This is a genomic window from Bacteroides sp. RCH18 (assembly GCF_058231005.1).
This window is the reverse complement of sequence record NZ_JBIPTC010000002.1, coordinates 619,806-643,112: the sequence shown is the minus strand read 5'-3', so window position 1 is coordinate 643,112 and position 23,307 is coordinate 619,806. Positions and strand designations below refer to the sequence as shown.

At 49.6% G+C, this 23,307-nt stretch carries 17 protein-coding genes and 2 pseudogenes; 9 read left to right on the top strand and 10 right to left on the bottom strand.

Annotated features, from left to right (window positions below; all coding sequences use genetic code 11):
- Window positions 1-7: 7 nt before the first annotated feature.
- The gene (locus ACHLI0_RS17800; protein WP_007569372.1) at window positions 8-901 is read left to right on the top strand and encodes a hypothetical protein; all 894 of its coding nucleotides are present in this window, start codon (window positions 8-10) and stop codon (window positions 899-901) included.
- A gap of 10 nt (window positions 902-911) precedes the next feature.
- Window positions 912-2,390, top strand: a complete 1,479-nt coding sequence (locus ACHLI0_RS17795) for a PepSY domain-containing protein (RefSeq protein WP_007569370.1) — start codon at window positions 912-914, stop codon at window positions 2,388-2,390.
- Between the two features lie 286 nt (window positions 2,391-2,676).
- On the opposite strand, the gene ACHLI0_RS17790 is transcribed toward ACHLI0_RS17795, so the two are convergent.
- The 8 genes and pseudogenes from ACHLI0_RS17790 to ACHLI0_RS17755 all read right to left on the bottom strand — a co-directional run bounded on the left by ACHLI0_RS17790 (window position 2,677) and on the right by ACHLI0_RS17755 (window position 11,194).
- Entirely contained in the window at window positions 2,677-2,961 is a 285-nt protein-coding gene (locus ACHLI0_RS17790; RefSeq protein WP_164932424.1) for a hypothetical protein, read from the bottom strand.
- Window positions 2,962-3,124: 163 nt separating this feature from the next.
- Window positions 3,125-3,571: a GNAT family N-acetyltransferase gene (locus tag ACHLI0_RS17785; RefSeq protein ID WP_007569366.1), complete on the bottom strand. Its 447-nt coding sequence runs from the start codon at window positions 3,569-3,571 to the stop codon at window positions 3,125-3,127.
- 131 nt (window positions 3,572-3,702) lie between these two features.
- Window positions 3,703-4,534: pseudogene (locus ACHLI0_RS17780) on the bottom strand (phosphoribosyltransferase family protein).
- A 165-nt stretch (window positions 4,535-4,699) separates the two neighbouring features.
- Window positions 4,700-5,011 (bottom strand): winged helix-turn-helix transcriptional regulator, encoded by a 312-nt coding sequence (locus tag ACHLI0_RS17775; RefSeq protein ID WP_007569362.1) that lies wholly within the window; start codon window positions 5,009-5,011, stop codon window positions 4,700-4,702.
- Between the two features lie 56 nt (window positions 5,012-5,067).
- A complete protein-coding gene (locus ACHLI0_RS17770) occupies window positions 5,068-6,423 on the bottom strand; it encodes an efflux transporter outer membrane subunit (protein WP_007569361.1) in 1,356 nt (451 codons plus the stop codon).
- On the bottom strand, window positions 6,424-9,537 hold the full coding sequence (locus tag ACHLI0_RS17765) for an efflux RND transporter permease subunit (protein WP_007569360.1): 3,114 nt from the start codon (window positions 9,535-9,537) through the stop codon (window positions 6,424-6,426).
- On the bottom strand, window positions 9,534-10,658 hold the full coding sequence (locus ACHLI0_RS17760) for an efflux RND transporter periplasmic adaptor subunit (RefSeq protein WP_007569358.1): 1,125 nt from the start codon (window positions 10,656-10,658) through the stop codon (window positions 9,534-9,536). The genes ACHLI0_RS17765 and ACHLI0_RS17760 overlap by 4 nt, the downstream gene beginning before the upstream one ends.
- Window positions 10,655-11,194 carry a GNAT family N-acetyltransferase gene (locus tag ACHLI0_RS17755; protein ID WP_171059046.1) on the bottom strand — a complete coding sequence of 180 codons (540 nt, stop codon included), beginning with the start codon at window positions 11,192-11,194 and terminating at the stop codon, window positions 10,655-10,657. The genes ACHLI0_RS17760 and ACHLI0_RS17755 overlap by 4 nt, the downstream gene beginning before the upstream one ends.
- 388 nt (window positions 11,195-11,582) lie before the next feature.
- On the opposite strand from ACHLI0_RS17755, the gene ACHLI0_RS17750 reads away from it, so the two are divergent.
- Together ACHLI0_RS17750 and ACHLI0_RS17745 are read left to right on the top strand one after the other, a co-directional pair.
- On the top strand, window positions 11,583-12,656 hold the full coding sequence (locus tag ACHLI0_RS17750) for a sensor histidine kinase (RefSeq protein WP_101543009.1): 1,074 nt from the start codon (window positions 11,583-11,585) through the stop codon (window positions 12,654-12,656).
- Window positions 12,653-13,408, top strand: a complete 756-nt coding sequence (locus ACHLI0_RS17745) for a LytR/AlgR family response regulator transcription factor (RefSeq protein WP_007569354.1) — start codon at window positions 12,653-12,655, stop codon at window positions 13,406-13,408. The genes ACHLI0_RS17750 and ACHLI0_RS17745 overlap by 4 nt, the downstream gene beginning before the upstream one ends.
- A gap of 66 nt (window positions 13,409-13,474) precedes the next feature.
- On the opposite strand, the pseudogene ACHLI0_RS17740 reads toward ACHLI0_RS17745, so the two are convergent.
- Window positions 13,475-14,113 (bottom strand): annotated as a pseudogene (locus ACHLI0_RS17740) (DUF1016 N-terminal domain-containing protein); the annotation flags it as partial.
- A 436-nt stretch (window positions 14,114-14,549) separates the two neighbouring features.
- On the opposite strand from ACHLI0_RS17740, the gene ACHLI0_RS17735 reads away from it, so the two are divergent.
- From ACHLI0_RS17735 to ACHLI0_RS17725, 3 genes are all read left to right on the top strand, one after another.
- A complete protein-coding gene (locus ACHLI0_RS17735) occupies window positions 14,550-19,526 on the top strand; it encodes an N-6 DNA methylase (protein ID WP_007569351.1) in 4,977 nt (1,658 codons plus the stop codon).
- A 452-nt stretch (window positions 19,527-19,978) separates the two neighbouring features.
- Window positions 19,979-20,503 carry a hypothetical protein gene (locus ACHLI0_RS17730; protein WP_007569350.1) on the top strand — a complete coding sequence of 175 codons (525 nt, stop codon included), beginning with the start codon at window positions 19,979-19,981 and terminating at the stop codon, window positions 20,501-20,503.
- 29 nt (window positions 20,504-20,532) lie between these two features.
- Window positions 20,533-20,943, top strand: coding sequence for a hypothetical protein (locus ACHLI0_RS17725; protein ID WP_007569349.1), 411 nt, complete (start codon window positions 20,533-20,535; stop codon window positions 20,941-20,943).
- A 491-nt stretch (window positions 20,944-21,434) separates the two neighbouring features.
- Here the strand turns inward: ACHLI0_RS17725 and ACHLI0_RS17720 are convergent, their stop codons facing one another.
- Entirely contained in the window at window positions 21,435-21,674 is a 240-nt protein-coding gene (locus ACHLI0_RS17720) for a hypothetical protein (protein WP_007569347.1), read from the bottom strand.
- Window positions 21,675-21,760: 86 nt separating this feature from the next.
- On the opposite strand from ACHLI0_RS17720, the gene ACHLI0_RS17715 reads away from it, so the two are divergent.
- The gene (locus tag ACHLI0_RS17715; protein WP_007569346.1) at window positions 21,761-22,207 is read left to right on the top strand and encodes a hypothetical protein; all 447 of its coding nucleotides are present in this window, start codon (window positions 21,761-21,763) and stop codon (window positions 22,205-22,207) included.
- Between the two features lie 468 nt (window positions 22,208-22,675).
- A complete protein-coding gene (locus ACHLI0_RS17710; RefSeq protein ID WP_007569341.1) occupies window positions 22,676-23,089 on the top strand; it encodes a single-stranded DNA-binding protein in 414 nt (137 codons plus the stop codon).
- The last annotated feature ends 218 nt before the right edge of the window (window positions 23,090-23,307 follow it).

The window sequence follows — 23,307 nt, the reverse complement described above, 5'->3', positions numbered from 1 at the left end:
ACCGGATATGGCAGCAACAAAAGAGAGAAAAAGGCACTGGCTTAAAGCGTTTGTCTCCATCGCTGTGACATTGGTTGCCATGCCGCTGACACACATCCTGGCACGTGCGCTGAAAGACGGTACGGCGGGGGTGGAACAGTTCTATGCCGGTATGGGAATGGGGCTGTTCGGTTTGCTGATGGTCATTATCGGTGTATTCATAAAAGGCGACGTCAAACAAACGCTGTTGGGTTTGTTCGGCGGTATGTTTTACTGGATGGGCGCCATCGACTTCCTGTTTATGTACTATGCCAACCGTTTCGGCACGCAGGCGCAGCTCGACCCGGTAACGGGCGAGATTGTCAGCCGGCCGGAATACCTGATACTTCCGTCCACATTCGGGTTCTGGGCCATGACGATGATGCTGTACCTGTTCTGCACTGCCAACGGCTGCAATTTCCTGAACTGGTGGCAGCGCTTGTTCTTCGGCAAGCACAAGAAGGAAATCGCCGCACGCCCCATGACACGCCATACCAGCATTGTCGCTTTTATGGAAGTCATTACCATGCTGTGGACGTGCTACTTGGTGCTGATGTTCTGCTACGATGAGCGTTTTTTTGGTGACCATCATCCGGTGACATTGCTTGTCGGGATGCTGGGCTTCATCGGTTCGCTGTTCATGTTCGCCAAGCTGTTGCGTTATGCTTCGTGGGGCATGAGCCTGCGTTTCGGTTTCGCCACCGTAATTATCTTCTGGATCGCGGTAGAGGTCTTCGACCGGATTCACCTGCTGAACGGGCTATGGGCAAATCCACAAGGACATGTGCAGGAAATCGCGTTGATTCTGGTTTCGTTTGCAGTAACCGGGCTTTATCTCGCTTGTGACAGACGAAAGAAAACTGCGGATGTAAAACGACAATAAAAGATAAATCATGAAACGGATAACTTGGAGGAAACATCATAAATGGTTCGGGTTGCTGTTCTGCTTCTTCATGCTCATGTTCTGTTGGAGCGGTATTGTGCTGAATCATCGTGAAGCGGTGGCCGACATCAACGTCAGCCGGAAGTGGCTGCCTGCGGGTTATCGTTTCGAAGCATGGAACGGCGGGCTGCTGAGGGGAACGCTGCGCTATACGGACAAGGATTCCGTGGCTCATATACTGGCCTATGGTGCAGCCGGGGTATGGCGCACGGACACTGCCGCCTCGGCTTTTGCGGACTTCAACGAAGGACTTTCCCAAGGGGCGGACTACCGTAGCATGAAAGGCATAGTGCAAACACCCGACGGTACGCTGTATGCCGCCGGCCAGTTCGGCCTGTACCGCCACGACGGAACGGCTTGGATAGAAATCCCCCTGCCTTTGGACGAGGGAGAACGTCTTTCGGACATCACCGTCCGGGGCGACACGCTGGTAGTTGCCGGACGTTCGTACCTCTATCTCTCCACGTCTTCTCACGCCGGATTTCGGAAAATACAGGTGAAAGTTCCCGACGGTTACGAGCCGAAGGTGACGCTTTTCCGCACGGTGTGGATGTTGCATAGCGGGGAGTTGTTCGGCACGGCAGGCAAGCTGGTTGTGGATGCGGTGGCTGTTGTGCTGGTTCTCCTGTGCCTCACGGGGCTTGCCTACTGGCTGCTGCCCAAGGACATGCGCCGCCGCCACCGCCACGGGCGGCACACGGAAGGCGAAGCCCGATGGACACGCCTCTCCCTGCTGTGGCACGACAAGCTGGGACGCACCACTATCATACTGACCCTCTTGGTGGCCGTTACGGGCTGGTGTCTCCGTCCACCCGTCATGATACCGTTGGCTCTGACTAAGACACCCGCTCTGCCCGGCACTTCCTTAGACAGCCCTAATCCTTGGCACGACAAGCTGCGCATGGTGCGCTATGACGATATGTGCGGTGACTGGCTGCTCTCCACTTCCGAAGGTTTTTATTCGCTGGCTTCACCGGATGCCGTTCCCGTGAAGGTGGAGGAAGCTCCCCCGGTCAGTGTCATGGGGCTGAATGTCTGGCAAAAGGATAAGCAGGGGAACTGGCTGGCCGGTTCGTTCAGCGGCCTGTTCGTTTGGGACAGACAGCAGGGCTGGGTAACGGACTACTTCACGGGAGAAGAAGCCGAAGATACAGCCGGTCCTCCTTTCGGCAAGTTTGCCGTTTCGGGTTACAGTGCGGATTTCAAGGGAAAGGAATGCGTGGTGGAATATTACGAGGGAACGGATGCACTTGTCCAGCCCGGCGAACTCTCCACACAACCCATGTCGCTTTGGAACTTCGCTTTGGAAGTACACAGCGGACGGGTGTTCATAGGCAGCGTGGCTACTTACGTGTTTGTCTTCCTCGTGGGAGGAGGATGCGTATGGTGTCTGTGGACAGGATATAGGGTGAGAAAAGGAAACAAGTAATAAAACTTGTTTTTAAGAAAGTCTCTTGGAGATTGAGCACACCCGATTCTACACAAAATGCGATGGCATACGGCAGAACGCCCTGTTTATTTTCATGCAGGACCGGAGAGATAAAACGGCATTTGAAAGAAACGGATTGCCAGTTGAAAATTTGGGAGGCTTTGTTCAAGATTCCATTGGTTGGAATGACCGCATACGGAGACATCGCCTCTTTGCGCATAAAAAGTGAGGTTGTGCCGGTTTGAAGTGAACAACCTCACTTTTTATAATTTGGGGCAGCGATTGTTTAACATCCTCCGCAACATCCGCCTCTTCTGTGTTTCTTGTGATGACGATGATAATCGCAGCAACGACCTTCATGATCACAATCTACGCAACTTCTGCATTCTTCATTCTTGCGACAACCTCTGCATTCCGAGCAGTCCGTATCGCATTTACACTTGCGGCAGGTACAGTCCTCGCAACAACATTCTATTTTCACTGTTTCCTTTTCTTTTTTGTCCTTTTGTGCAAACAGGGTCACACAGCAGGCTGAAAAAACGAGGACACAAGTCAATACGATTTTCTTCATAAATTATAATGTTTTAATGTAATGACTAAAAATACTTGTCCCTATTATTCTTGGTTTTTCGGGAAAATTAAAATTACGTTTCCAAAAATAGAGATATAATTCAATAATCACAAATCACTTATAATAAATGATGTGAAAAATGAGATTCCATTCAAAATATGAATTAAGAGAAATCTTTCCGCAAGTACACCATGTCGGTAAGCAGCTTTCCATCCTCATAAATCGGATGATCGTAATTATCCGTGAAGAAATTTTTCAGTCGGTGTGAGATACGAAAGCCGCAATGTTCGTAGAAAGAGAGTGTAGATGGCGTATCTCCCGTACCGACAAGCATGACGGAACATCTGCCCTGATAGTATCCAAAGAGATAATCAACCAGCCGTTTTCCGTATCCTTTGCGTTGGGAGGAGGGACAAACGGCTATGTTTTTTATTTCGTAAATACCCTCTCCTTCACACGTCACTACAGAGATAGCCTTCAGACCGTCATCATAGAGGGCAAACATCTCACCTCGTTCCAGATATTTGTCTATCATGCTTTCTTGTTCATCTGCCAACAACAGCAAATCCAAGAATTGTTTCTTGTTAGAAGTAATAAGTTTTATTTCCATGTCATATATTCTTTTTCCAATGTTCCAAAACCGTTTCCAAGTGTTCAAGTCCCCTTTCTACCACCCCTTGATAAAAAGGATAAGGCTTTTTCCCGATGATGTTCAAACGAATTTCAACAATAGTCATTCTTTCATTTCGTCAGTTCCTTGATTTTGTTCACGATGCAGCCACCCCACACGTGCGCCTTTATCAGAAGCAGAGGCGGCCGGGTAACGGTTTTTCCATAGAAGATGGCCGCCACCACCTTGCCGCCGCACCTTTCTATCTCCTCCTTGTAGTCGGCCATACTCTGTCCGCTTGTCAGCACGTCGTCCACGATGATAATCTGTTTCCCTTCGATATTCCCCGTGATACGGTAGTTCCTTTCGAGGATACGGTTTTCGCCGCCTTTCGCCTCGTGCAAGCTGTCGCGTGACTCGAACACATCGACATCATATAAGCCCGAACTTAGGTCCGGCCGGTGGGTTGTGATGTACCAGTCGAGCCGTTTGAATCGCCGGGCATACTTGAACTCGTCGCTGCACGGCATAAACAGGATGTGGTAAGGGGCATCGGCCAAATTCAAGACGGACATGCACGCCTTAAAAAACTCGATACCGTGATTTTCGCCCTCTTTGAACTGGTAGAGGGAACAGCAGAACGCCCGCTGTTCATCGTCGATCAGGTCGGCGTACCGTGAAGGATAGTAATACCCATAGAAAGCGACTTTTATTCCGTGCGATTTGAACGGCTTGAGCGGCTGATGGTCCTCGAAAAAGTCCGAACGGGCGAAACAGAACATGAGGCAGGCTTCCCGATGGCCCGCCAGTACCGCCAGACGGCAATAACGGTCGCGCTCTTTGGCGGTAGCGGCGTGCTGCTGCGAACGCAGCAGCTGCAGTCTTCCGTCGCCAGAAACCGGCAAGATACGACAGCAGGACTGCAAGGCCGCACAAAACCATGAACCAGAGCTTTGCTTCCATATTCATTGGGATAAGGTTATTCCGACATACCTGTACAACCGGCAGTTTTCTCTGCCACGGGAGCTTTGCACCTGCCGTTCACCTGTTTCAATGTCTTCTCGAAATATCTTGTTTTCATGTATTTATGCAATTTATTACTGTGTAATATATAAGCAAAGGAATGAATTACATTTTGTCTGCTGACATTCCTAATATTTTTTCCATATTGGGACGAAAGAAATTGCCCCACTCTTCCAGTTTCTCAATGATAGGCAAAAGGGTTTCACCTATCGGAGTAATCGAGTATTCGGAATGTGGGGGAAGTTCCGCAAATATTTTCTTCTCTATGATTCCATACATTTCCAATTTCTTTAATTGCTGATTTATAACACGAGCATTGGCTTCAGGAAACAATTTGTGTAATTTGCTCGGACATTTAGCCCCATCGCTTAGCTCAAAAATGATACAACTTTTCCATGTCCCACTAATAACTTCCATTGCAATTCTGATTCCGTAATCAATGTCAAAAGGTATTTTCGATACCCGATTCTAATTTATATTCCACCTCCCAGTGCATGATAAAGTTTGATAATACTCTGTATGCGGTCAAAGCTGGTTTGCAACCGGTTTGTCTCTGCTTCAAGGAGTGACTGTTGGGTAGTTAATATTTCCAGATAGGTGGTACCGGAATGGCGCATCAACAGTTCCGTCTTTCGCACAGCTTCACGCAAGGTTTCAACCTGATGGGTGTTTATTTCAAATTGCGATTTTGCCGTCTGCCATGCGGTTAAGGCATCATTCACCTCTTTCCCCGCGTTCAGTAATGACTGTTGGTATAACAATCTGGCTTCTTCCTGACGGGTTTGAGCAATTTTCAAATTAGCGATATTTGTTCCACGGTTGAATAACGGCTGTGTCAGCGAAGCGATTGCATTGAACAGCCACTGTCCGGGATTGGTGATTACCCCGCCTCCATTGTTGGTCCAGCCCAATGTACCCGAAAGAGTGATATTGGGGTAGAAGGCCGAGCGGGCTACATTGGTGGCGTAGAACGCTTGAGCCAGTTCCATTTCAGCCCGACGAACATCAGGACGATTGGATAATAACAGCAAAGGAACTCCGACAGAGATTGTATCGGGGAAAGACGCTTCTGCCAAATCGCTCCGCTCAATCGAGTGCGACGGCATGGCAAGTATCGCCGACAAGGCGTTTTCTGTCTCAGAGATACTTTTGCATATAGCCAGTTGCGATGATTCCAGCTGCATCACGTTTGCCCTTGCCTGCAACACACCGGCATCATTCGCCTTGCCCACCTTTTTCAACGCTTCAAGTGTGCGCACGGTAGCCTGCCAGTTTTCCAAAGTCCGATGATTTATCACCTTTTGCGCATCAAGCAGGGCGAGGGTATAGTAACTGTCCGCTATCGTAGCGACAAGCTGTGTCTGTACGGCCTGCCGGTAGTCACGACTTCCTTGCAATGCGGCAACCGCACCACGCTTTGCTGCCGTAAGTTTGCCGAATAATTCAAGCTCCCAACTTGCGGACGCTCCCACATTGTACGCCTTTGCCGTAGCTCCGTCATATTTGTTTCCGCTGCCTTCCGCACTGATTCCCAATGAAGGGAGGTACGACAGTCTGGCTGTCATCAGGGCGGCTTCTGCCGCTTCCACTCGCAGGCGTGCCACATTGAGGTCGGTATTCTGCCGGAGTCCTGTCTCAATCAAAAACTGAAGTTTACGGTCGGTAAACATCTCCCGCCATGACATGGATGCAAGCGTTGTTGTATCAATGCCAGCCGGGATATTCCGGTACAGCTTCTCTGTCGGAATGTCAGCCCGATGATACCGGCTGTATGTGCCACAGCCGGTAAGCATCAAGGTTGATATGGTAAATAAGATGATCTTCTTCATTTAATTACGTTTAATCCGTTCTTGAATATATTGAAATGTGATGAACAGTGACGGTACGAGGAACAGCAGTGCCAGCGTACCTACTATCATACCTCCGATTACGCCCGTGGCGAGCGAGCGGCTGCCGTTGGCACCCACACCATGAGCCATCATCAGCGGAACGAGTCCGAACACCATAGACAATACGGTCATCAGGATGGGGCGCAGGCGAACCTTTGCCGCACTGTATGCCGCCTGCGCGAGGGTCATGCCTTCCGACCGCCGCTTGCCGGCATATTCGGTCAGCAGAATGGCTGTCTTGGCAAGCAGCCCGATAATCATAATCAGTCCGGTCTGCATGTAGATGTTGTTCTCCAGCCCGAACAGTCCCGCGAACAGGAAGCTGCCCATCAAACCGCAAGGCACGGACAGCAACACGGCAAACGGGATGAACACGCTTTCATAGAGGGCACACAGTATGAGGTATATCAAGACCATGCACAGCACGAATATCCACACGGCATTGTTCGTCGTATTGCTTTCTTCGCGCGACAACCCTCCCAACTCGTAGGTGTAACCTGACGGGAGAACGTGGTCGGCAGTTTCCCTTATGGCCTTCAATACCTGTCCCGAACTGTATCCTGTTGCCGGCGACCCGCTGATGGAAATGGCATTGAACATATTGAAGCGGGTCAGGTCCGACGGACCGTTGGTCTTGGTAAGACGGACAAAATGGCTCAACGGCGACATGGAGCCGTCGGAAGTACGGACATACATGCCGTCCAACGATTCGGTGTCCATGCGATATTCGGCAGGAGCCTGCATGGTGACATGGTACAGTTTTGAGAAGCGGTTGAAATTCGATACATATTCTCCCGAAAAATATCCCGAGAGTGTTGACAGGACATCGGAAGGAGACACACCGGACTGTTCGCATTTGGCAGCATCTATATCCACCCAGTATTGCGGATAATCAGCCGCGAACGATGAATAGACCTCACCGATCTCCGGTCTGCCCGACAACGCTTCCACAAACCGGTCGGTCACTTGGCTGAAGGCGGTTATGTCTCCGGCGTTTTTGTCCTGCAAGTACAGTTCAAAACCGTTGCCCATCCCATATCCGGCAATCATCGGGGGCGACATGGCGAATACGGTGGCATCGGGAATATCGGCGGTGGCGGCATAAATACGGCCTATTACATCGTTCACCGACTGCCCTTCCCCTTTGCGCTCGTCCCAATCCGTGAGAGTGAGAAAAGACATGGCCTGCGAAGGTCCCGAGCCACTGAAAGAAAAGCCTGCCACAGTACCGTTGTATTCAATCTCTGCGATACTGTCAAGACGGCTGTTTATACGTTTTAGGGTTTTGCCGGTCTGCGCCATGGATGTACCGGGTTTCGTGTTCATGCTGACCATGACCGTGCCTGTATCTTCTTCAGGAATAAGTCCGGTCTTGGTCGTATTGACAAAAAGCACCAACAGCCCGAACGATACCGCGATAGTGCCCCACAGCAGCCACCTGCGATGAATGACATATAGCACACCGCGCACATAACGACGGCTCAAACGGTCAAAAACCGCATTGAATGCCTTGCGGAAGCGTGCCGCGAAGTTGTTCTTCGTGTTCCCGTGCTCGTCAATGTAAGGCTTCAGCAGCAGGGCGCACAATGCCGGAGAAAGGGTGAAGGCATTGATGGCCGAAATGCCCACGGCAACCGCCATCGTGATACCGAACTGCGTATAGAACGCCCCTGAAGTACCGCCCATCATGCCCACAGGGAAGAACACCGCCATGAAAATAAGGGTGGAGGTCAGAATGGCCGACGACACGCCCTTCATGGCATCATCGGCGGCAAGCACCGGAGACTGATACCCCTCGTCGAACTTCGCCTGCACGGCTTCCACCACCACGATGGCATCGTCCACCACCGTGCCTATGGCAAGCACAAGGGCGAAAAGCGTAAGCAGGTTGATGGAAAAGCCTATCAGTGACATTACGGCAAACGTTCCGATGATGGACACGAAGATAGAAATCGTGGGAATCAGCGTGGACTTGATGTCCTGTAAGAACACATACACCACCACGATGACTAAAAGTATCGCCTCGATAAGCGTCCTGATGACAGAATGGATGGAGGCATTCAGGAACTTGTTGGTGTCGGTAAGCACCACAAACTCTGCCCCTTCGGGCAAATCGCGGCTGAGGTCATCGAGTACCTCGTGTATCTCATTGATGGTGCTTGATGCGTTCGAACCGGATTTCTGGTTTATCATCATCATGGCTGCCGGATGTCCGTTCACTTCGGATGAATAATTGTAATACTCATCGCCCAGCTCTATATCCGCGACCTCTTTCAATCGCAATACATCGCCGCCGGGCAGGGACTTGACCACCAGTTCGCCGAACTCTTCCGCAGTCGAGAGCCTGCCCCGGTATTTCATCGTGTACTCGTTTGCCCCGTCGGAGTTCTGTCCGAAAGAACCGGTGGCGGCCTCAATGTTCTGCCGTGCCAATACCGCCGAAATATCATCCGGGATAAGCCCGTACCCCGCCATCTTGTCCGGTTTGAGCCACAAACGCATACTGTAGTTCGAGCCGAACAGCTGTGCCTTTCCGACACCGCCTATACGTTTCACCCGTGGCTCGACATTGATTTTCATGTAATTGTTCAGGAAAGTCTGGTCGAAACGGTCGTCGGGTGAGTAAAGCGCGAAAGTCATCAGCTCGGCATTCTGCTGTTTCTCTGTCGTGACGCCGCTTTTGGTGGCTTCCGCCGGAAGCTGGCTTAACGCGCCATTCACACGGTTCTGCACGTTCACCGCCGCCATGTCCGCGTTGGCACCCTGCTTGAAATAGATGTTGATGGAAGCATCGCCCGTGTTGGATGCGGTAGAGGTCATGTAGATCATGTCCTCCACTCCGTTAATGGCTTCCTCAAGCGGGACGATTACCGCTTTCTGCACGGTTTCGGCATTCGCACCGGGATAGGTACAGAACACGTTGACAGTAGGCGGTGCAATGTCGGGATATTGCTCCACCGGGAGCACTTTGATGGCGATGAGTCCCATCAAGACAATCACCACGGAAATAACGCCCGAGAATACCGGGCGGTCTATGAAAAATCGTAGATTCATGGGGTTACGTTTTTAGGTGTAACAATCATTCCTTCCTTTACAAGTCCTACCCCTTCGGTGATGATGGTGTCGCCCACGGACACACCTTGCTTCACCACGAAGTGGTTACCATCGTTCAGACGGTCCACGGTCAGGTAGGCTGCTTCGGCCTTTCCGTTTCTGAGGCGGTAGGCGATAATCTTGTCCTGCAATTCCACGGTGGCGGTCTTGGGCAGCAGGATGGCATCCGCATCCACTCCTTGCAGGACGATATTGCCGATGGTGCCGCTCAGCAGCTCACGGTCGGGGTTGGGGAAGCGGGCTTTGATTTGCACCGCCCCGGTGGTGGCATTGACCACGCCACTGACAGTCTCTATGCGTCCCTTCCGTCCGTAGAACGTGCCGTCATTCAGTTGCAGGCCGACTTCCGGCATTTGGGAAATCATCTTGTCTATGGAACCGTATTGTGTCCTGAACTGACGCAGCTTGTTTTCGGAGACGGAGAAATAGGCGTACATTTCCGCATTGTCGGAAACTACCGTGAAGGGCTGCGTCATGCCGGGACTGACAAGTGCGCCGATGCGGAAAGGAAGCGTGCCTACCACTCCGTTGCTGGGACTTTTTATCTCGGTATAGGAGAGATTGTTGCGGGCATCCGTTTCCTGAGCCTTTGCCTGTTCGAGTTCGGCAAGTGCTACCGCCAGCCCGTTGCGGGCAAGAGAGAGTTCGTAATCGGATATGACTTTCTCATCAAACAAGGCTTGCTTGCCTTGCAGCTCGATCCGTGCCGTTTCCACTTTTGCCTGTGCTGCGCTGACGTTTGCCTGTGCGGTGCGCAAGGCTGCCTGATAGGGCACTTGGTCGATGACGGCAAGCACTTGTCCCGTCTTAACCTGCTCCCCTTCTTTCACACACAGGCGGGTGATACGGCCCGACACTTGGGGTACTATGTCCACATCCTGCCGCCCACGGATGGAGGCGGAATAACTTTCTTGAAATTCAACTGCCCGGGAAGAAACCACCATGACGGGCAATGTCTGTCTCATTTCCTGTTCCCTCTGTTCTTGTTTGCAGGCTGTCAATAATGCAGCCAGCAGGCTTGTTACCGTGATGCCGGCTATCCATGTTCTTCTATTCATCATCTGTTCTTATTGTTTTTCCATTCCTTATTCAATACCGCATAAATGCAGGTGTCCTCATACCGTGGTGTTCCATCGGGATGGCACACAAACGATATGAATTCCTTCATGCATCCTTCATATCTCATTCCGAGACGTTCGCACAATCTTTTCGACCGCAGGTTGTCATCCTCCACAAAGCCGTAGATGCGACGTGCGCCTGCTTCACGGAAAAGGTAATCCAGAAATTCCGTTGCCGCTTCATGCGCCAATCCCTTGCCCTCGAAGCGTTGGTTGAAATGCCAGCCCACGTTGAATGTGTCGGCTTCTTCACGCAATGCAAAAACATCACCGATTATGAAATCGTCTTCCTTCAGGCACACGGCATAGCGCAGCAACTCCTTTGGAGTATTGGATATATAAGCCAGTGCAGACTCTTCAGAGCACAAGCGTTCGCTCACGAAGCAGTTGACACGCGGATGGGAGAGGTATTCCAGCAAACCAACGGCATCCTTCTCCTGAAAATCTCTGATGATAAGGTGTTCTGTTTCAATAATCATAAGTCGCCAATTTTGGCTGCAAAGATATTCCATACCCAATTTGCCGACAACCGGCATGCAGTCGAAACGGAAAAAAACATTTATAAAACAGCTAAAATGGCTTCTGAAATGTCATTGTAAATGCTCTTTTCAAAGATGCACATCTTTGGGCAGTTAAGCCATGCTTCTTGATGCGTCACCTTCCTACAGATTACCAAAATCATACCCTGTTTTGGCAATCTACGTTCATTATGCAAGCATCGAATACAGTATAAATGATAGAACCATCTGTCTCGACACTCCTTTTATCTGTTTCAACTGCTGTTTTGTCTGTTTCATCCGGTTTCGACCTATCAAATGAAAAAGCAAAGTCGTACCTTTGCAACATGAAGTAACTTTGCAACCAAATATGATCAAAGAAAATGTAAAAATAATGAACTGGCGGAACGGCTTCCTGCTATCGCTCGTTTCCTATATCCTCTACCTTATTATATGGTTAATTCTTGATGACGAAACCGCCAACCAATTACCGGGAATGGCGACAGTCGATTATGTCGTCGATTTTTTGTTGTGTATGCTCTTTACCTACATATCCTTGGGGTTCTCTTACCTTGTTTTTAAGATTTTGCCGTTCAGAACATCTTATGTGTGGGTGATTGTCTATGCTTCCTGTCTTTTGACGCTGAATAACCTCGTTGCGTTCGGCATGACATCTCTGTTCAATCTTTTGTGGGATGAAACCGGCAACGGGCTTCTTGACGAACTGATCAACATGAAGGGGGCTTACACTTTTGCCATGATAGCCACTTTCATATCAAGCGTTTATGCCAACACATTCTTCCTCCAGTCATACATCAGGGCGCGCGATGAGAAGCAGGCTCTTGAAATGGCACTGATGAAGGAGAAGGAGATTGCCTTACAGTCGCAACTCAACTCGCTGAAGCTGCAAATTAATCCGCACTTCATGTTCAACAACTTCAACAACCTGCTGGAATTGATAGAGGAAGATACCAAACTTGCCGGCAAGTTCCTGAGTAACCTGTCGAAAGTGTACCGGTACATCATCACCAATCTGGACCGGAATCTGATTCCCGTCAGAGATGAGATAAAGTTCCTTGAATCATACTTGTATCTGATGCAGGTGCGCCACGTCGGAGGGGTCGTCACGAACATCAGCCTCGAACTGAAAGAATGCAAAGGATACCTTCCCCCGGCCGTGTTGCAACTTCTTGTGGAGAATGCAATAAAGCATAACGGTTTTTCGATGGAAAATCCGTTGTTTATTGACATCACGTTGTCTGACGACTATATCACAGTGCGCAACCTTAAATCTTCCTTGCTCTCAAAAATGGAATCGACCGGCTTGGGTCATAAAAACATAATAGAGCGTTATTCGTTGCTCTGCGATAAAAAAGTCAAGATAGAAAATGCCGAGAACTTCTATTCGGTGAGTTTGCCCATCATAAAAAAACAGTCCCTATGAAGATACTGATTCTTGAAGACGAACAGCGCAATGCCATGCGTCTCATTAGATTGCTGAACGACATTGATACGACGTTTATAATTGAAGGACCACTTACAAATATCAAAGAGGCGGTCGATTTTTTCCAATCAGGCAAAACAACAGACCTCATCCTTGCGGATATCCGCCTTACTGACGGCCTGAGTTTTGAAGCGCTTAAATATGCTCCGGCAACCGTTCCAATCATATTCACCACCGCATACGATGAATATGCGGTACAGGCTTTCAAGTTCAATAGCTTTGACTATCTTCTGAAGCCTTTGGATGCCGATGAACTTGAAGCTGCCATAGATAAAGCTACCAAAGCTGGCAAGAATTATGCTGACGAAAATCTCCGGCAGCTTTTCGATTCGTTGCAGAAGAACCAGTTCCGCTATCGGGAACGTTTCCTGTTGCCCTATCGTGACGGGTATAAGACCGTACGTGTTTCGGACATCAACCATATCGAAACCGAAAACAAGACGGTATACCTTCGTCTTAATAATGGAACTTCAGAAGTTGTCAATATGTCAATGGACGAACTCGAACAGCAACTCAATCCTGATTGCTTCTTCCGTGCCAACCGCCAATACATAATTAACATAGAATACGTATTGTTTCTTTCTAATTATTTCGGAGGGAAACTTATTGTCCGCTTAAAAGGGTATCCGAACACAAAAATAACCGTTAGTAAAGAGAAGGCTCAACGGCTAAAAGAGTGGATTGACAAATAGTCTCTGCCATGCTATGATAACATTTCTGTACTCACTTTCAGTTAGAAAAAACTGAATATCTCGCTACTCCATGAGGAACGCGCGGATATTCTTTATAATCGCTTGTTCCAGTTCGTATTCGGAATGTTCTTTCGAAAGGCCCACAAGGTCGAATGTATATTCGTCTTTCAGGGCAAGTATGGCCTGGTTCTTTATCTTCTCCGGCAAGGTCATGTCGAAGTTGCTCTGACCGAGCAGATAATTTTCGTAGGTCTTTGCTTCTATCTTGTTGATAAGTACATCTTTCGTCCAGCCGTATTTCTTGGTTGACAAGATGTAGAATTGCCGTTGTTGCATCTCTTTGCACTTGGTCAGAATGACGATGTGCTTCGACCAGCTAATTTCTCCAACTAACGGTTGGAGAATTTCATTCGACCGGTATTCGGTATAAAAACGGGCCATGTCCCACATGTTGGAAACACCGAATCCCTTTATACCCAGAAACTCCTTTTGTATGTACCGCGAAAGGTTCTCCATGACGGATTTTCCCCAGCCCAAGGCCGCTTGTTGTTCGGTAATCCGCCTGCCGATTTCCCAATACAGGGCGATCATCTCTTTGTTTACGGCCTTCAATGCCTCGTATTGGGGCGACCGGATGCGGGAGGTTATCTCGTTTCTGAAATCGAGATATTCGGGAGATAAGATGGGAGTATTCTTTTCAGTCATAGGTTATTCATTATAATCGGTTACAGGGGTAAGTTTTTCTTTTGATTATGCACAGGATTCCCTTGTCTTATCCCATCTTCTCCGGATTTCCGGTCTGTCGGCAGCATTCCCCGTTGTACGACGCTTTCTCCCTTTTCTATACCCGTTCCGTCCTTTCTCCCTTGTACGCATTTTCCTCCCTCTTTTAGCTGTCGGTTTCCGTGCCCAGCCTTGCAGCGACCTGCGGGGTATTATTTTTCCGCGAAGGTAACGGGCCGTTCCAATCTTGCCAATGCCGGCTGCGCCGCGAGTGAGGCGCAAAAATCTTCCTCTCCGTTGTCGAGCGTATTTTTTCGCTTCAGCCTTGTCCGATTGTCCCTGCCACCTTCAAGAGGCAGAAAAATAATCCCGGAGGCCGCAAACAGGCCGAATAAAGGGAAACAAACAAGGTTAAATTATGAGTTACAGCAAATTAAAATCACTGGTGGCAAACGTGGAAGCCATTGCAACGGCAATGAAAGTCCGTATCGACGACCGACAAGCCACTGACGAAGAGAAAGAGGTATTATCCCGATATTCCGGTTTCGGGGGGATTAAAGATGTATTGAATATAGGAACGGAGCATACCGTCAGCGATGATGTGGCCGAGCCTATCCGCAAGCTGCAGGACTTGATAGGCGCATATCCCTATTATGACGACGCCATGCGGCAAGCCGTCATCAACAGTATAAAATCCTCCGTCCTGACTGCTTTTTACACACCGAAATTCCTCGTGGACGCAGTAACCCGGCAGATACACGCTACATTCAAGGATAACTGCCTGCAAATGAGTACCTTTCTTGAACCCAGTGCGGGAATTGGCGGCTTTCTGCCCGTCTCCATGCCCGGCACTCGCAGCTACGCTTTTGAAAAAGATTGTCTTACGGGGCTTATCCTGTCGCTTCTGTATGACGAGGCGACCACGGTAACGGCAGGCTTCGAGACGATAGCCGACCAGCATCTGGAGCATGAGAGCTTCGATGTTATCGCCTCGAATATCCCGTTCGGCAATTTCCGGGTGTTCGATGCGGAAATGTGGAAGAAAGGCGGCATGTACGAACAGTCAGCCAAGACCATACACAACTACTTTTTTGTCAAGGCAATGGAACTGTTGAACGAGGGCGGACTGCTGGCGTTCGTTGCGCCGAGAGGAATTGCCGACACGCCGGGCAACAAGTTCGTGCGCGAGTACCTCGTCAATCATGCCGACCTCATAACGGCCTTACGGCTACCCGATACCCTTTTCATGCAGACGAGCGGCATAGAGGTAGGGAGCGACCTTTTGATATTCCAAAAGCACAGCCGCAAGGCGACGCTCTCGTTACGGGAGAAGATGTTTTTGCAGGTCTCCAAGGAAAAGGTCGACACGGCAGGAACGATGACCGACTATGCGAACAAAATCTTTACCCTCCCCAAGACCGCCCTTGCCACGGACAGTCGCATTGCGCTGAACCAGTTCGGTAAGTACGTCCGCAAATACCAGTGGTTAGGCGATGGAAACGCCATGTCCCAATACCTTTCCGCACTGCTCAAATACGATTTCGACCGCTATTTTCGCAAGGCTCTTTTTGCCAATCACGGCCAGGACAACACCCCCGTGCAGATGTCTCTTTTCGGCGAGCCGCAGACGGTCAAAGGCATACGTGCCTACACGGAGGACATGGAAACATGGATGAAGAACGGCGCAATGGTCGTTTTCGAGGGGCAGGTAGGTACGCTTCGGTTTCGTAAGTCGAGCCGTTACACGGAGACAGCCGTTGATTTCGTACCCGTGGACGAGGGCAAGGTAAATACGGACAGGGCCGCCGACTATTTCCCCATACGCAAGGTGTATTTCGAGCTGTCCGGCAGGGAACGGGAAGAACAAAAGGAGTGCTCGGAACTGCGTAAACAACTCAACACCCTATACGACGCTTTTATTGCCAAATGGGGATTTTTCCACGACAACGACAACAAGGAGTTTATCTTGCTCGACAGCCTCGGTACGGAGGTGTTCACGATAGAAATGCAGGTCGGCAGGGACATCTTCAAAGCCGACGTTATGCGTGAACCTGTAGCTTTCAAGAAGATAGACACCGCCGTAACGCTGTCCCCCGTGGAAGCCTTGGCAAGCAGCCTGAACTTTTACGGCAAGGTCGATATGGGCTACATGGCACAAGCCACGAACAAGGAGGAAGAAGAAATCATCGAAGCCCTGCAAGGGGAAATTTTCTACAATCCGGCCAATGGGGAATGGGAGCACAAAGGAAAGTTCCTCTCCGGAAACATCATCGCCAAGCAGGAAGAGACGCTTTCCTTTCTCCCGAATCTCGCAGGCAAGGAGAAAGAATGGGCCGAAGCGTCCGCAAAGGCACTGGAGAACACCATACCCGAACCGATACCCTATGAAGAACTCGACATCAACATGGGCGAGCGGTGGATAGATACGAAGCTGTACGCCGATTTCGCCTCCGACCTATTCGGAGTGGGTGCGGACGTGATGTATTTCGACGTGAACGATACCTACTTGATTCGGCTGCAGGGATATTCGCCCGTGGCATACAATACCTATTCCGTGCGCAATTACAACGGCGAGGACTTGTTTGTACACGCCCTGCACGATACCGTACCTGAGATAACGAAAGAGGAATACCGGAACGGCAGCAAAATACGTGTGCCGGACGAGGAAGCCATGCAGGAGGCCGCCGCCAAGATACAGGAAATTAGAGACCGTTTCAACCGGTGGCTTGACGATGAGCCTTTGGAAGTCCGGGACGAACTGGTAAGGACATACAACGAGCGCTTCAATTGTTACGTGCGTCCGCACTACGACGGCTCGGCGCAGACGTTCCCCGGCCTCTCTTTCGAGCTGTTCCCGTACAAAGAACTTTATCCCTCACAGAAAGACGCTATCTGGATGATTAAGCAGAACGGCGGCGGTATCTGCTGGCACGAGGTCGGCACGGGCAAGACGATGATTATGTGCGTGGCCGCATACGAAATGAAACGTCTCGGACTGGTGCAGAAACCCCTCATTATCGGGCTGAAAGCCAATGTACACGAGATTGCCGATACATTCCGAAAGGCATACCCCACGGCCAAGGTGCTCTATCCGGGCAAGGAAGATTTCACCCCCGCCAACCGCAAGGAAGTGTTTTCAAAAATCAAGAACAACAACTGGGATTGCATTATCCTGACACACGACCAGTTTAGCAAGATTCCGCAATCCGAAGAAACCATGTACGACATATTCTCGGAAGAACTGGCCGATGTGGAGCGCAGCCTCGAAGTGCTGGAGCAATCCACTATGCGTTACCGGAGCGGCAGGATGCAGAAAGGACTGGAAACCCGGAAACAGAACCTTGAAGCCAAGCTCGCCGAACTGCAGATGAAGATAGACCTCCGGAAAGACGATACCATCGATTTCCGTTCGATGGGCATAGACCACATTTTTGTAGACGAATGCCACTGCTATAAAAATTTGATGTTCCAGACACGCCACACGAGAGTAGCGGGCATCGGCAATGCGCAAGGCTCGCAAAGGGCGATGAACCTTTTGTTTGCCATTCGGGACATTCAACGCCGCACGGGAAAGGACTTGGGGGCTACGTTCCTGTCGGGTACGGTGGTCGTCAATGCGCTGACCGAACTGTACGTGATGTTCAAATATCTGCGTCCAAGGGAACTCAAACGGCAACAAGTAAGCTGTTTCGACGCTTGGGCGGCTATCTTCACGAAAAAGGCCGCCGACTACGAGCTGAACGTAACGGGTACGATAAAGCGCAAAGAGCGTTTCCGCACTTACATCAAAGTGCCGGAACTGGCGATGTTCCTGCGGGAGATTACCGACTATCGTACAGCCGATATGATAAACCTCGATGTGCCGGACAAAAACGTGCGTTTCCTTTCCCATGCACCCACTATCCAACAGGAGGAAATGATCGGGCGGCTCGTCGCCTTTGCGCACAGCGGACAATGGGAAGATTTGGGGTTGGATATTCCGCAGCCGGACAATCTCGACAAGGCAAAAATGCTTGTTGCTACCAACGTGGCCCGTAAGATGTCTCTTGATATGCGTCTGTTGGGCGATAAGTTTACTGATGACCCGAACAACAAGGCTTCGATTTGCGCAAGAACTATTTATGATTATTATGTAAGTTCAAATGCCAATCGTGGTACACAGTTCGTCTTCAGCGACCTTGCCACTTACAAGCCGAACGAGTGGAACATCTATAGCGACATCAAGGACAAGCTGGTGGCAATGGGGATTCCTGCCGATGAAATCCAGTTTATCCAGTACGCCAAGACCGAACGGGCGAGAAAGAAACTTTTTGCGGACATGAACAGTGGCAGGGTACGGGTGTTGTTCGGCTCTACCTCGATGTTGGGAACGGGAGTAAACGCCCAAGAAAGGGCCGTTGCGGTGCATCATCTGGAGATACCTTGGCGCCCCGCCGACATGGAGCAGCGCAACGGTCGTGCGGTACGCAAAGGCAACACCGTTAAGCTCTGGGGAAACAATACCGTGGACGTGGTGATTTACGGAACGGAAAAGACGCTCGACGCTTACAAATTTAACCTGTTGAAAACCAAGCAAATGTTCATCAACCAAATTAACAACGGTACGATTGCTGTGCGCCGTATCGACGAGGACGCTATGGACGAGGATAACGGCATGAATTTCGCCGAGTTCGTGGCTCTCCTGTCGGGAAATACCGACCTGTTGGAGAAAACGAAGCTCGACAACAAGATTATGCAGCTCGAAAAGGAACAGGCCATTTTCAAGAAAGACCGTATCAGGGCCGAGCGTAAGATTGCGGCCAACCGGGAAGACATGACAAAGGCCGAGAGTGCGGCGGCACGCATGACGCAGGACTGGGAATATATCACCTCTTACACCGGAGACCGGACGACCCGGCTGTTGAACCTCGCACAAGCCACGGCGGAAGAGACCGGACGGGAGCTGCACCGCATTTCCAAGACCTACCGCAACGGGGCAATCGGTACGATAGGCACGTATGCCGGATTGAACCTGTCGGTGTACAGCGAGTATGACATGGGCGGTACATTCTACCGCAACACGTTCCTCGTCGAGGGCGTAAGCGGACTGAAATACCGTTGTGGCATATCGGGAGCATTGCCTCTGGGCTTCGTGGAATCCTCCCGATACCCGCAAGCCGCCCTCGCCAAGCTGCCCGGCATGATTGAGGAACAACGGCAGAAGATAGCCAAGCTGGAGAGCGAGATACCCGCTTTGCAGGGAATCATCGCCCGCAAGTGGAGCAAGGCGGACGAGTTGGCAAGGCTCAAACAGGAGTGCAACGCTTTACAGCATCGGATCGACGAAAGCATGAAAGAGGCGGAACGCACGCAGTCCGCCCTTTCCGAACACGAGGCCACCGACAAAGCGGCATGACCATAATTCATAGATTTAACCTTTTCCCTCTGTTCGGTTACAACACCGGACAGGGGATTTTTTCACCTTCCGGTCTGCCACGGCCATACCCGGTTGTAACGGAATCTTCCCCTTGTACCTCCAGCCACTCCTTTTATACCACACACCTTGTCTTTTATAGGCAGGCTTTCGCTTCCCCCCCCTTTGTAGATTGAGATGCTATCACGAACCGACGACCGTAAAGCCCGACACTTTTTTCCGCAAAGTTGATTGCATCTCAAAACTTTGCCTCAAGGCCCATCTTCGATTTTCCTGATGAAAAATCTTCCTTCTCATTCCATTCCAAGAGTATTTTTCATGGAATCCTTGCTGCAAACCCCGTGATGCAAAGACGAGGCAGAAAAAAGAATCGAACTTTCCGGTAATCGCTCGAACCGGAGGGAAATAAAAAAAACTTAAAAACAAATTGAAACATGAAAAAAAATTCGCTTTTTGACAACTGGTTCGTTTACAACTATCAGAGATTGCGTAACATATTCGGACGTTACCTGCACGAGGACGCCTTTCACGACGCCTATTTGGCGATGAAACGGGAAGTCGTGATTTCGGAAATACCTGTCGAGAGCTTCGAGCCTTATTTTTTCGGCGTGTACAAAAAGTGCAGACTGAAATGTATTCACAAGGATAGTTGTTACTGTTTCCCCGACAACGAACATTTCTTTTTGCTCATGCAGGAAGAAGAAACACCGTCCGTCGAGGTGCTGGCAGCTTCCGACAAGCTGGTGTATGACATACTGCTGTTTGTGAAGAAGAAATATCCCCAAACGGACTACGAGCTTTTCAGACTGAAAGAGTACGAGGCGAAATGTTCATACAGACACCTTTCCGCCTATGCAGGCATTTCCGCAAGTGCGATACACCGGAGAATAAGCGATATAACCGACACTATCCGCAATCACGAAGGATTTTCCAAAAGGTACGCCCACGTAAGCATGTAATTTGTATAACCCGTAAATAATTCAAGAAAATGAAATTTGTAATTTACAACGTCGAGAATTGCCGGACAAGAGAAAACCGTGTAGGTAAAAGAAGCATAAGGTTCAACAGCGTTACCGGCAACATGTATCTATCCACCAAATTGGCAAAAGAAATGAATATCACAATGAACGACCGACTGGAGTTTGGCTGTGATGAAAACAACCCGAAAGAGTGGTTTCTGCACAAAACCACTGACAAGCGAGGTTTTCCGCTGCAGTTCAACAGGGGAGGAACACGTTTGAGGAATAAGTACATCTGTAAGACCATTTTGGATATAGCGAAGGTCAAGGAGAGCGCAACATTCTTGGTATCGAAAGACCCGGTAAAGACCGAGCTGGGGCCATTTTACAGAATAATACTTTCTTGCCCCATTCTCCCGAAGAACAAGCCCAAACTATAAGCCGATAACCTCTGTGGTCTGTCCGATGGGCGAAAGCCCTCCGGACGGATTGCGGGGCAACCGATACCTTTTATAGTACGATTACTCCTTTTTTACCTTCAGGCTGTTTCCCTATTATACGCCGGCTTTCCCAACCCCGTGAACCAGTGGAAAGTCTGTGCCGTAACAAGTCGTCAGGGAAAGGTACGGGAGGCCGTTCAAAACCGGCGGCAGCCCGGATCGTGCCGTTCCATGCCGGAGCTTCGACCTGTCGAAACAACACGGTATTCCACAGCCCGACCGGTCTTTATGCCGCTGGTTTCGGACTTTCCGCCTCTGTTCCGTATCTTTCCCTTGTGACCTGCCACGTCAAGGGCAAACGGTGATACTTCTTATTCGCTCCGCGCTTTCATTCCGCCCGGTCGAAATTCAGGCGTGGAGCGGATAAGGAGAATCCCTTTCATGTTTGCCCCGGCAGACCCTTGCCTGACCCGCCCAAGCCGGACCCTTTTCTACTTCGCTTCCCCTGCATTTATACAGGCAAAGCCGTACTCCCTTTTTACCATCATATTTACCGGTCTGTTCCGGTCTCCTCTCTGCCGGTATCGTCCGGTTTGCCAGATGCAAAGGTCGGCTGCCATGCTTGATCCGGCGGCTTGAAGTGCATTCCCCGCAAATTCTTCCTTTCCATGAAAGCGTAATTGGCCGGGAAACCCACCGTATGAAGCCCTGTCGGCAGCCGTGTTCCGCATCTGTAAAATCCCGGAACGGTTCAGACAGAGAGAAGAATCGAAAAAAGGGTAAAAAAGCAGATGTTTCACGGCATAAAAGACAAGTGATGGACAAGAAAAATTGTAAAACAGGCAAACGCATGAAAAGGCAGGTTGAAAAAATCCTGATGGTTATCAATGTCAAATGGGAAATCATAGATATTCTTCAAATAACCAATCGGCGTTTTATGTACAATCCGCAAACGGGAACTTTAATTTTAGGAGACGAAATCTACGGTAAAACCATTTGCAGTTCCCATTCACAAGAGTTCCATGCGTCAAGAGCAGAAGGCTGTTTCGATGATTATTTGCGCGGGTGGATTGGCACATCGAAAAGCTACCCTCACGGGATTATCCATTTTGCCCCCGCCGTCATCATGGAACAGTTCGACAGAGGGTTTGACGCATTACAAATGTTCGCCGGACTTGAAGGCGTAAACGGAGATACTATCGTCAGAGGGTTTTGTACTTTGCCAGAACAAAGGATGGGCGATTTGCTGCATTCCTCCCTTTGAGATACCGGTTCTGACAAAATAAGCTATGATAAGGTATCGTGCCTATGACAACATCGTCGGTGAAGGGCACGATACCCGTTTGTAAATTACCGCAACTCCGTTGGCGGTTTCCTTTTATACCTCTCTCTTTTCCTCTGCTCTTATACTTGGGCGAAGCCCTCTTCCCTTTATATCAATTATATGTATAACCTCTACGGTCTCCTCTCTGCCGTCACCGTCCGATTTTTCAGATGCAAAGGTAGGCTGCCGCGCTTGATCCGGCGGCTTGAAGTGTATTTCTTGCAAATTCTTCCTTCTACGAAGAGTAATTGGCAAGAAAAGCCGTCGTATGAAGCTGTACCGGCAGCCGGGTACCGCATCTATAAAATCCCGGAACGGTTCAGGCAGAGAAAGGAACCGAAAAGAGGGAAAAAATAAACAGTTAGGTAACGGCAGGACCAACCACCTTGCCACAAACAATTTTCTATTATGTTACATGTTCACACTATCGGACGCATCGGCAAAGATTGCCAAGTAATTTCAGGAGCACACGGCTCATTCATGGCTATGGACATAGCCGTTGACGATTATTCAAAGGGGCAAAACATCACCACTTGGATAAGGGTACGCAGCAACAAGGACAACCATATCCGCTTGTCCGAATATCTGACGAAAGGGAGACTCATACTTGTTGACGGCACGCTGTCATCTTCCCTGTGGAAAGACAAGAACGGCGAGAGCCAGATACAGCTCTCCATCACGGCAGAGAGTATTGCCTTTATCAATACCGGAAGGCGGGAAGGCGCGGCAGCCGGAGAGGACAATGCAGTAAGCGGAGCAGACGGCGCACCCGTTCCTCCTGCAGATTTCCCGCAGGACGAAAAGGAGGATTTGCCTTTCTGATAAGAGAGTAAACCTTTGAAAATAAGCGAATACTAAATGTAGTATATCCTATATGTAGTAGATTAGTAAGCCACTCGTCTGCGAATGTAGGATATACTACTCTTAGTCAAACTTTATTTTAGTATAGTAGTAAATACTAAAATACTACACTGCTAAAACAATAGTTTTTAGTGAATTAGTATATACTAATTTTAGTATTTACGAAAAATAGTATTAAC